This is a genomic window from Nocardia sp. NPDC003345 (assembly GCF_053589395.1).
Genome location: NZ_JBSFRU010000241.1, coordinates 1 through 9,981, shown reverse-complemented (window position 1 = coordinate 9,981; position 9,981 = coordinate 1). Strand labels below are relative to the sequence as shown.

Annotated in this window: 12 protein-coding genes and 2 pseudogenes; 10 read left to right on the top strand and 4 right to left on the bottom strand. The window is 70.0% G+C overall.

Annotated elements, in window-relative coordinates; translation table 11 throughout:
- The 3 genes and pseudogenes from ACWDU1_RS23000 to ACWDU1_RS22990 form a co-directional block, all read left to right on the top strand.
- Positions 1 to 221 (top strand): annotated as a pseudogene (locus ACWDU1_RS23000) (GAP family protein); the annotation flags it as partial.
- An 82-nt stretch (positions 222 to 303) separates the two neighbouring features.
- Positions 304 to 1,860 (top strand): FAD-binding oxidoreductase, encoded by a 1,557-nt coding sequence (locus ACWDU1_RS22995; RefSeq protein WP_450001405.1) that lies wholly within the window; start codon positions 304 to 306, stop codon positions 1,858 to 1,860.
- Positions 1,861 to 1,937: 77 nt separating this feature from the next.
- On the top strand, positions 1,938 to 2,909 hold the full coding sequence (locus tag ACWDU1_RS22990) for an aldose 1-epimerase family protein (protein ID WP_450001403.1): 972 nt from the start codon (positions 1,938 to 1,940) through the stop codon (positions 2,907 to 2,909).
- Between the two features lie 39 nt (positions 2,910 to 2,948).
- On the opposite strand, the gene ACWDU1_RS22985 is transcribed toward ACWDU1_RS22990, so the two are convergent.
- The gene (locus tag ACWDU1_RS22985) at positions 2,949 to 3,566 is read right to left on the bottom strand and encodes an SAM-dependent methyltransferase (protein ID WP_450001402.1); all 618 of its coding nucleotides are present in this window, start codon (positions 3,564 to 3,566) and stop codon (positions 2,949 to 2,951) included.
- A gap of 64 nt (positions 3,567 to 3,630) precedes the next feature.
- On the opposite strand from ACWDU1_RS22985, the gene ACWDU1_RS22980 reads away from it, so the two are divergent.
- The 7 genes from ACWDU1_RS22980 (at position 3,631) to ACWDU1_RS22950 (ending at position 8,293) form a co-directional block, all read left to right on the top strand.
- Complete coding sequence (locus ACWDU1_RS22980) at positions 3,631 to 4,077, top strand: helix-turn-helix domain-containing protein (protein WP_450001401.1); 447 nt, start codon at positions 3,631 to 3,633, stop codon at positions 4,075 to 4,077.
- 122 nt (positions 4,078 to 4,199) lie between these two features.
- A complete protein-coding gene (locus tag ACWDU1_RS22975; protein ID WP_450001399.1) occupies positions 4,200 to 4,805 on the top strand; it encodes a sulfite oxidase-like oxidoreductase in 606 nt (201 codons plus the stop codon).
- Positions 4,802 to 5,530 (top strand): FAD-binding oxidoreductase, encoded by a 729-nt coding sequence (locus tag ACWDU1_RS22970; RefSeq protein ID WP_450001397.1) that lies wholly within the window; start codon positions 4,802 to 4,804, stop codon positions 5,528 to 5,530. The genes ACWDU1_RS22975 and ACWDU1_RS22970 overlap by 4 nt, the downstream gene beginning before the upstream one ends.
- 2 nt (positions 5,531 to 5,532) lie before the next feature.
- Positions 5,533 to 5,832: a DUF6510 family protein gene (locus tag ACWDU1_RS22965; RefSeq protein ID WP_450001396.1), complete on the top strand. Its 300-nt coding sequence runs from the start codon at positions 5,533 to 5,535 to the stop codon at positions 5,830 to 5,832.
- Positions 5,829 to 7,133 (top strand): amidohydrolase family protein, encoded by a 1,305-nt coding sequence (locus tag ACWDU1_RS22960; RefSeq protein ID WP_450001394.1) that lies wholly within the window; start codon positions 5,829 to 5,831, stop codon positions 7,131 to 7,133. The genes ACWDU1_RS22965 and ACWDU1_RS22960 overlap by 4 nt, the downstream gene beginning before the upstream one ends.
- Before the next feature lie 379 nt (positions 7,134 to 7,512).
- A complete protein-coding gene (locus tag ACWDU1_RS22955; RefSeq protein WP_450001393.1) occupies positions 7,513 to 7,737 on the top strand; it encodes a hypothetical protein in 225 nt (74 codons plus the stop codon).
- Positions 7,738 to 7,795: 58 nt separating this feature from the next.
- Complete coding sequence (locus tag ACWDU1_RS22950) at positions 7,796 to 8,293, top strand: hypothetical protein (protein ID WP_450001391.1); 498 nt, start codon at positions 7,796 to 7,798, stop codon at positions 8,291 to 8,293.
- Between the two features lie 10 nt (positions 8,294 to 8,303).
- Here ACWDU1_RS22950 and ACWDU1_RS22945 read toward each other — a convergent pair whose 3' ends face one another.
- From ACWDU1_RS22945 to ACWDU1_RS22935, 3 genes and pseudogenes are all read right to left on the bottom strand, one after another.
- Positions 8,304 to 9,530, bottom strand: a complete 1,227-nt coding sequence (locus tag ACWDU1_RS22945; protein WP_450001389.1) for a cytochrome P450 — start codon at positions 9,528 to 9,530, stop codon at positions 8,304 to 8,306.
- A 26-nt stretch (positions 9,531 to 9,556) separates the two neighbouring features.
- Positions 9,557 to 9,757 (bottom strand): ferredoxin, encoded by a 201-nt coding sequence (locus ACWDU1_RS22940; protein WP_450001388.1) that lies wholly within the window; start codon positions 9,755 to 9,757, stop codon positions 9,557 to 9,559.
- Between the two features lie 3 nt (positions 9,758 to 9,760).
- A pseudogene (locus ACWDU1_RS22935) lies at positions 9,761 to 9,981 on the bottom strand (hypothetical protein); the annotation flags it as partial.

Below are 9,981 nucleotides of genomic sequence, written 5' to 3'. Positions count from 1 at the left end.
GGCCGGGCCGGGCACTGCTGGCGACCTGCGCGCTGCTCGTGGCCGCGGCGCTGGATTTCTTGATCCCGATCGGGGTGTACCTGGCGCTGGGAGAGCGCGCCCGCGCCGGTCTGGAGCGGGCGGAGACCTGGATCATGGCGCACAGTCGTGGACTCGGTCTGGGGGTGCTGTTCGGTTTCGGTGCGCTGTTCACTGTCCGCGGGATCACGAATCTGATCTGATCCGTCCGCGTTTCGGCTCGGGAGACCTCCGCCGCGCGGCTAGGGTGGGGTGCCGATCGTGCCGCCGCACCAGGGAATTCCGATGCCACTGTCTCGCCGTCGTTTCCTCGCCACCACCGCACTGACCGCTGCCCTGGGCGCCCCGGGGATGGGGGCCGCCCGCGCCGAGCCCACCGTCGCCGGCGGGGCCGACTATCGCGCCCTGACGCTACGCGGCTACAACCGGCGATTCGTGGCCCGGCCGCAGCGTTTTCACCTACCCGTCACCGCCGAGGAGGTGCGGCGCGCGGTGGCGCGTGGTGTGGACGAGGGACTGCGGATCGCGGTGCGCTCCGGCGGGCACTGCTTCGAGGGTTTCGTGGACGATCCCGCCAATCAGGTGATCGTCGATCTGAAACGGATGCGCGAGATCGGCTGGGACGCTGAACATCGCGCCTTCGCGGTCGGGCCGGGAGCCACCATGGCCGATGTGTACGCCGGACTCGCCCGCTGGGGGGTGACGGTGCCCGGCGGTATCTGCAAGGCGGTCGGTGCCGGCGGCCATATCATCGGCGGCGGATACGGCCCGCTGTCCCGGCGGTTCGGGCTGATGGCCGACCATCTGTACGGCGTGGAGGTCGCCACCGTGGCCGCCGACGGTGCGGTGCACCTGACCACGGCGACCGCCGACGGACCGAACCGGGATCTGTGGTGGGCGCATACCGGCGGGGGCGGCGGGAATTTCGGTGTGGTGACCCGCTTTCTGCTGCGTTCGCGGGATTCCGACGGGCGCGCCCCGGAAGCGGCGCTGCCCAGGCCACCGGCGACGGTACTCACCGCCCGGCTCGATTTTCCGCTGACCACCGAGGATTCGTTCATCCGTTTCATGCGGAACTATCTCGGCTTCTACGACACCCACCGGGATCCGGGTGACCCCTTCGCCGGACTGTACGCACCCGTGCAGTTCCGGCCACGGCTCACCGGCGCCGGCGAGATGCTCATCCTGGAGAGCAGCGGTGACCCGGGCGCGCGCGACCGGATACGGGAATTCGTCGATACCGTGACCGCCGGGGTACTGCCCGGCGCGCTGGTGCACCCGGTGGTGGAGGCGAGCTACGCCGATACCGTCGCGAACACCTACTATCCGGGCACGGATATGCCGCCGCGGGTCAAGACGAAGGCCGCCTATCTACGGCGGCCCTACACCGACGACCAGTTGCGCGCCTGCTTCCGCAATCTCGCCGCCCCGGAGTTCATCGGCGAATCCGCGCTGGAATTCCTGCCTTTCGGCGGGGCGATCAACGCGCAGGCCCCGGAGGCCACGGCGATGCCGGCCCGCGATTCGTTCATGAAGATGCTCATCCACGCGGCCTGGCGGCTCCCCATCGACGACGAGCGGCATATCCGAGTGGCCCGCCGCCTCTACCGCGAGCTCTACGACGGCACCGGCGGCGTGCCGGTGCCGGGCGAACGCGACGGCGGCAGCTATATCAACTACCCGGATCCGGATCTGGCCGATCCGGTCCACAACACCTCCGGAACACCCTGGTCGACCCTGTACTACGGCCCGAACTATCCGCGGTTGCAGCGGGTCAAGGCGCAATGGGACGCGGGCGAGGTCTTTCGGCACGCCCTGTCCGTCCGTCCGGCCGCCCGGTAGTCCGTCCGTCCGGACCGGCGGCTCGCTGCCCGGCCGGGTCGCGGTGCCCGCCGGTCGGCGGACTCTAGGGTGGGGGAGTGACCGCTTCCGAGCCCACCGCGTCCGGTTCCACGTCTGCCGGGCCCGGCGCCACCGGCCGTTCGATCGTCCTGGAGTCGGGCGGGGTCCGCGCCGAGATCGGTACCGTCGCCGCCGTATTGCGCGGATTGGTCGTCGACGGCGTCGCGGTGACCGAACCCCTGGCGGCCGGTGCGCCGCCGCCGATGGCGTCGGGCATCGTGCTGGTGCCGTGGCCCAACCGGGTTCGCGATGCCGTGTGGACGCTCGACGGTAAACCGCAGCTGCTCGATATCACCGAGGTGTCCCGGTCGAACGCGATCCACGGGCTGCTGCGCAATACCGATTACGAAGTGCGCCGGAGTTCCGCGGCCTCGGTCACCCTCGGGGCACTCGTCCCGCCTCAGCACGGCTGGCCGTTCCTGCTCGACACCTGGGTGCGCTACGACCTGCGACCGGACGGTCTGGCCGTCACACACGGCGTGACGAACCACGGTGACCGCCCCGCGCCGTACGCGGTGGGGGCACACCCGTATCTGCGGGTCGGCGACTTCCCGGTGGCGCAATTGACGTTGACCGTGGCCGCGGACACCTACTACGAACTCGACTCACGGATGAACCCGGTCGCGGCGCATCCCGTCGCGGGTACGCCCTACGATCTGCGCGCCGGAATGCCGCTGGCAGAGCTGGCACTCGATACCCCCTTCGGCGGTGTCGAACCGGGTGTCGCCGCCCGGCTGACCGCGCCGGACGGGTCTTCGGTGGCGCTGGTCCACGAGCCGGGATGGCATTACCTCCAGGTGTTCACGGCCCCGAACTTCCCGCGCCCGCAGGGCCGCGGTATCGCCGTCGCACTGGAACCGATGACCGCGCCGCCGGACGCCCTGAACTCCGGGGAGGGCCTGCGCCACCTCGATCCCGGTGCGAGCTGGGAGGGCGGCTGGTCGATCCGCTACACACCCGCCGGCGGGGGCCGGGCAGACACCCGCTGACAGGGCCCGCGACGGTCCTCGCGGCGCGGCCCCGTTCCGTCAGCGCTCTTTGAAGGCCAGGACCTGCACCGTGCTGCTGGGACCCCGGTGGTATCGCCCCTCGGACACCTCGCGGTCGACTTCGCGGCAGTGCTCGATACGCAACCCGGCCAGATCCCGGGACAGCTCGGCGGGAGTCGGCAGCGCGTCGGCGTCCGGCGGACCGCCGATACCGGGTCGGGCAAGCTGTCGCGGCGTATACGCCTCGAGCACGAACGCTCCGCCCGGGCGCAGGGCCCGGACGCAGGACGCGTGCAGGCGCGGGCGCAGGGCGGACGGTACATGCGCCCAGATCGAGACGATGCCCGCCCAGCGTGATTCGCCGAACTCGTAGGTGGCGAGATCGGCGACGACGGTGTCCAGGGCGACCCCGCGTTCCGCGGCGAGGCGCCGGGCATTGGCCAGGCCGACGTCGGAGAGGTCCACCGCCGTGACCGGATATCCGAGCCCGGCCAGGTGTACCGCGTTGCGGCCCTCGCCCTCGGCCAGGCACAGGACCGGGCCGTCCGGGATCCGGTCCGCGACTTCGCGCAGGTAATCGTTGGGGTCGGTGCCGTACGACTCGAACGCCCGGGTGTAGCGCTCGTTCCACAGCTCGGCCGGTGTGCCGGTATCCATCTGTCACCTCTCGGGGTCCGGGCGCGGGTTGACGCCACACCCCACTGTGCAAGTTAATGTGAACATGAAGTCAAGCCCGGACCCTGCCGCCGAGCCGGACGGCGCGACCTTTTCGATCGGCGAGATCGCGGGCCGTTTCGGCCTCGCGCCCCATGTGCTCCGGCACTGGGAGTCGGTCGGCCTGCTCGTCCCCGCTGCCCGCGTGAGCGGGCGCCGCCGCTACCAGCGGGCCCAGCTGGCGCGGGTGGCGATGATCCTGCGCAGCAAACAGATCGGCTTGACCCTGGCCGAGACCGCGGACCTACTCGACGCCTGCGACGGCAGCGGCCGCCGCCGCATCCTGGAATCGCAGCTGGCCGCCCTGGACGCGCAGATCGCCCGGATCCGTACCTCCAAGGATCTCATCGCGCATGTGCTCACCTGCCGCTACGAGGACTTCACGGAGTGCCCGCGGTTCCAGGCCGAGGTCATCGCCGCCGTCACCGGCGAAGCGGCCGAATGCCCCTCGTAGCGACCCGCGAGGTGTGCCCTGCTTGACACCCGTCGCCCGGCACTGAATATTGGCTAACTGTCGGCTACTGGCCGTGACCGTGCCGGAAATGCTCGCACCGCACTCCTGGACAGGAGACAGGGATGCCGGAATTCTCGCCGGGCTTCGGCGGACGCCGCCGCGACGCCGCCGTGGGTACCCGGCTACCGCCGGGCCAGTACCTCACCGAGGATTTCCCGGTGCTCTCGGCCGGTCCCACACCGGTGGTCCGCCCGGACAACTGGACCTTCACCATCGTCGGGGAAACCGGTGCCGAGGTGGTCTGGGATTGGGCCCGGTTCCGGGCGCTGCCGCAGGAAACTCCCCACGTGGACATTCACTGCGTCACCCGCTGGACCAAACTCGATACCGACTGGCAGGGGGTCTCGCTGGACACCCTGCTCGAGGAGGTCGAGACCCAGGCCGACTACGCCCTGATCCGGGCGCACGGCGGCTACACGACCAATGTGCCGCTCGAGGATCTCACCGGTGGCCGGGCCTGGCTGGTGCACAGTTTCGACGGTCGCGAACTCGATCCGGAACACGGTGGTCCGGCCCGGTTGCTCATTCCGCATCTGTACTTCTGGAAATCGGCCAAATGGGTTCGCGGGATCACGCTGCTCGACGAGGAGATACCGGGGTTCTGGGAGTCGGCCGGCTACCACGACTACGGCGACCCGTGGCGCGAACAGCGCTACCGCGACGATTGAGTACGCCGCCGCGCCGGCTGCCGGCGGAACTGGTGCTCGCGCGCTCCGAGGCCCCCGGCGCGCGCACCCTCACCCTGCGGGTACCCGGCTGGCCGGGGCATCTGCCCGGTCAGCATGTGGACGTGCGGCTCACCGCGCCCGACGGTTATCACGCCGAGCGCAGCTACTCCCTGGCCGCACCGGCCGACGGTGACCATATCGAACTGACCGTACAGCGGGTGCCCGGCGGCGAGGTGTCCTCGTATCTGGTGGACGATCTCCCGGTGGGCGCGTTCGTCGAGGTGCGCGGTCCGGTGGGCGGGTGGTTCGTCTGGGAACCGGCGGATCGCCCGGTACTCCTGGTGGGTGGCGGGGCGGGGATCGTCCCGCTGATGGCGATGCTGCGGGCGTACCGGGTGGCCGGCGGTCACGCTCCTCTGCGCCTGATCTACTCCCTGCGTGATCCGGATCTGCGGTACTACGGCGCCGAACTCGACGGGCCCGGACCGGGCGATGTACGGATCGGTTACGTCTACACCCGCCGGGCGCCCACCGGGTCCGAACGGCCGCCCGGGCGGCTCACCGCGGCCGATCTGAGGTCCGGCGGGCTACCGCCCGGGCCGGACACCACCTGTTATGTCTGCGGGCCCACGGGTTTCGTGGAATCGGCCGCCGCGCTGCTGGTGGCCGGCGGGCACGCCGCGGCCGCGGTGCGCACCGAACGTTTCGGACCGAGCGGAGGGTGACAGTGCCGACCTCATACGATCCGGGCCCGGACGCGTCCGGCGCCGGCCATCTCGACGGAAACGCCCTGGCCGGACCGCTGTCGCAGATCTTCGCGGTCGATATCACCGTGCACGACTGCCGGTGCGGTTTCTGCGGGCACACCGCACCGCTGGCCACCGCCCTCGTCTATACCCGCTGCCCGGGCCGGGTCGCGCGCTGCGCGCACTGTTCCCGAGTCCTGTTGCGGATCACCGAGACACCCGCCGGTACCTGGTTCGATCTCGGTGTCGGCGTGGCGCTACGGCTCCCGGCCGCGCGATGAACACACCGGCGCCCGCGCTGCTGCTGCGCAACGCCCGGTTGATCGACGGCAACGGCGGCGAGCCGGTACCCGACGCGGCGGTCCTCATCCGCGACGGCGCCTTCGTATGGGCCGGCCCGCGTGCTGCGGCCCCGGATCCCGGCGACGCGCGACCGGTCGACCTGCGCGGTCACACCATCTGCCCCGGATTCTTCGACTGCCATGTGCATTTCGCGCTTCCCGGTACCAAGGGCACGCTCTACGACGGCCTCACGCAGCCGGCCTCCTACCGCACCCTCGCCGTACTGGACCGCCTCCGGGTGACTCTCCACAACGGCGTCACCACCGCGCGCGACCTCATGGGTATCGACACCGGATTCCGGGACGCGATCGAACACGGCCTCATCGAGGGTCCGCGGCTGCTGGTGGCGATCGATATGCTGAGCCAGACCGCCGGGCACGCCGATTTCACCCTCCGCTCCGGGTTCGACCCCACCCCTTATCTGGCCGCGGCCGAGGCCCCGTCGTACCGGGTGGACACCGTCGAGGAGATGCGCCGCACGGTCCGCCGCCTCATCGCACTCGGCGCCGATGTGATCAAGGTGGCCTCCAGCGGTGGCGTCACCAGCCCGAACGACCGGCCCGAATGGCTGGGCCTGCATCCCGATCTGATCCGCGCCGCGGTCGAGGAGGGCAGTGCCTACGGCGGAATACCGGTCGCCGCGCACGCCATCGGGTACGCCGGTATCCGGGCGGCGGTCGAGGCGGGGGTGCGCAGTATCGAGCACGGATACGCCCTCGACGACGAACTCCGGCGCCGGATGGCCGGCCAGGGCACCTACCTGGTGCCGACGCTGCTGGAGACCATGCACGACCTGGACCCGCACCGCACCTCGCCGGCGGCGTACCGCAAGAGCGTGCACTGGCACGAGGTCGCCCACCGTGCCATCGGCGAATCGGTGGCCGCCGGAATCCCGATCGCGGTGGGAACCGATGCCGGGCTGAGCCCCGACCACGGCACCAACCTCGCCGAACTGGGCCTGCTGGTGAAATTCGGCGGACTCACCCCCGCCGAAGCGATCGTCGCCGGTACGCGCACCTCCGCCCGCCTGTGCGGACTCGAAGACCGTCTCGGCACGGTGGAAGCGGGTAAGACCGCCGATGTGGTGGTGGCCGCGGGCAACCCGCTCGACGATATCGATTCGCTGGGCGATCCGGACAAGATCCTGCTGGTCCTGAAGGACGGGGTCCCGGTGGTGGACCGCGGTGGTTTCCTGCGCGCGGAGCGCGGGCCGGACGCGGGCCGGGATTGGCGGAACTGAGCCACGGTCCGCACCTCGCGATGGCCGGTATCCACGCCCTGTCCCTGCGCGCCGGGCGGACCCTGCATACTGGAGGGGTATGTATCGGGGTGTGGCGAAATATTCTGCCCGCCCGCCCGTTCCGGCAACTGCAGCGCCGCAGCGCCGGTATCAGTTCATCGTTTCCGGCCTGATGCCCGGGACCTGCGAATGTGTCCGGTCCGAGACGGCGACGATGCGCCTCCGGGCGCGTAGACGTAACCTGGTACCCAGAACTACTCGTGGCTAAACCAGTGTTCCGGGTGGACCGGGGCCCACGGGCAAGTAGGGAGTGTCATTGGACCTCGAGGAAGCGCGCCGGTTCGCGGCAGGGGTATGGAAAAGAGCGGATCTGTCACAGATGGAACGCTTGGCAGCCGTGAAGGCCGACGCGCACGCACGCGGCAAGGAACCGTTCGATCTGGATCGGCTGGAAACCCTCTGCGACACCAGCGATAACGGGCGGACGGACCCGATATCGTGGCGGCAGCGCCGATTCGAGCTGATCTACTACAGCCACCCGGAGATGATGACCATCGAAGATCTGGCGGTGCACGTCACCAAAACCTATGGCTGGAGCCGGTGACCAACGCGTAGAGCCCGCTCCCGGCCTCGAAAATCGTTGTGCTGGATACAGTGACGGGGTGGCACTGGAGTGGGTGGCGGTAGTCGGAACACTGGGCGGCGCGTTCCTCGGGGCGGGTTCCACGATGCTGGTCGAATCCCTGCGGGCGCGGCGGGAACGCGCGGCACGGGTCGAGGACACCCGGCGTCAGGTCTATGTGCGGTTCCTGACAGCTCTGACGCAGACCGACAATGCCCTGCAGGCTCTGGCGATCGACGCGCCGACACCGCTGTCCCGGGCCGAGGCGACCACCGCGTTTCGCTCCTATCAGCTGGTCGCGGCGATGTACGAGCTGGAACTGATCGCGCCGAAGGGCGTCTGCGACCATGCCCGGCCGGCCTACGATCGGCTCCGGGATATGCGAGAGGCACTGATCGCCCGGGCGGTCGTGGTGGGGCCCGCCGGGTCGGGCTCGCCGGAATGGCGGGCGGTGCACGAGCCCTTCCTGGAAGCGCTGGGGCGGCTCGGCGCCGCGATGCGCGCGGAGTCGGGCGAACTCGCCCGACTCCGCGACTAACCCGCGCGGCCTACCGCTGCGTGTCGGTCCAGGTGACCGGCAACTCGTGCACACCGTAGATGTTCATATCCGTGCGCAGCGGCACCTCCTCGGCCGGAACCGCCAGCGCCAGAGTGGGAAACCGTCGCAGCAGCCCGGCGAAACCCGCCCGCATCTCGATCCGGGCCAGCTGCTGGCCGAGGCACTGGTGGACGCCGTGGCCGAAGGACAGATGGCCGCGGGCCCGGCGGTGGACATCGAGGGTGTCGGGATCCTCGAAGCGCCGGGGGTCGCGGTTGGCGGCCAGCAGCGAGACCACCACCGTGGACCCCTCGGGGATGGTCTCCCCGCCGAGTTCGATGTCCTCGGTGGCGTAGCGGTAGAAGATATCGGCCACCGACAGGTAGCGCATGAGTTCCTCTACCGCGTCGGGCATCAGTTCCGGATCGGTGCGCAGTTCGGCGAGCTGCGCGGGATTTTCCAGGAGCGCGAAAGTACCCAGCGACAGCATGTTCGCGGTGGTCTCGTGGCCCGCGAGCAGCATCAGGAAGGCGACACCGGTGAGTTCCTCGACGGTGAGATCCTCGTCGCGGGCGAGATCGGAGAGGATGTCCTCGCCGGGCTCGGCGCGTTTGCGGGTGACCAGTCCGGCCAGATACATGTTCAAGGCGCCGATCACGGCCATCTTCTCCGCGAGTTCCTGGTCCTTGATCAGGAACTTCTCGAAGTTGGTCTGGAAGGTCTCCCGGTCCTCGTAGGGCACGCCCAGCAGTTCGCAGATCACCAGCGAGGGCACCGGCAGCGCGAACTCCTGCACCAGATCCACGGGCGGGGTCAGGCGCGCCATCGCGTCCAGTTGCCGCTCGGTGATCTCGATGATGCGTTCCTCGAGCATCTTCATACGCCGCACCGTGAAGGCGCCGGTGAGTTTGCGCCGCAACCGGGTGTGATCCGGCGGGTCCATGGCGATGAACAGGCCCGGGATCTGCGGGGACGGCTCGGTGGCGGCGGGAATGCCGGGAGTCTCGTAGGGGACGTGCAGGACACCGATGTCCTGGCGGGAGCTGAAACGGGTGTCGGCCATGAGCGCGCGCACCGCTTCGTAGCCGGTGACCAGCCAGCCGTCGTGCCCGTCGGGGAAGCGCAGCGGGCTGACGGGGCGCGCCCCGCGCAGCCGGGTGATCTCCCGGGGCGGGTCGAAGGGACCGGCATCGCGATCCATGGGCAGGCCCTGCGGGACGGAAATCGTCTCGGTCATCGGAGTTCCTTTCGTGGCGGGGTGGGTCAGGAGCCGGCACGGAGGATGATCGCGCCGGCCGGGCACATCTGGGCGGCCTCGTGGACGGCCGGTTCCCGCTCGGGCACCGGCGTGCCGGTCGAGGTCAGTACGCGGCCGTCCGCCTCGTCCTGGTCGAATACGTCGGGGGCGGTCAGAACGCACATACCGGAGCCGATACAGCGCTCCCGGTCGACGACGATCCGCATCGGCTACCCCTCGGTCCGGGCGAGGGCGGCGGTGTGGCGGATCACGACATTGCCGTAGGAGTTGCGGGCCTGGACCCGGACCGTGTCCGCGGACTCGGTATCGACCGGCCCCATCAGGTTCCGCACGGTTCCGTGGGTGGCGTTCACCTCCAGCCACGCCGCGCTGCCGGGCCGGATACCGACCTGCAGTTCGCCGTAGGAGGTTTCCAGCCGCAGGTCGCCCC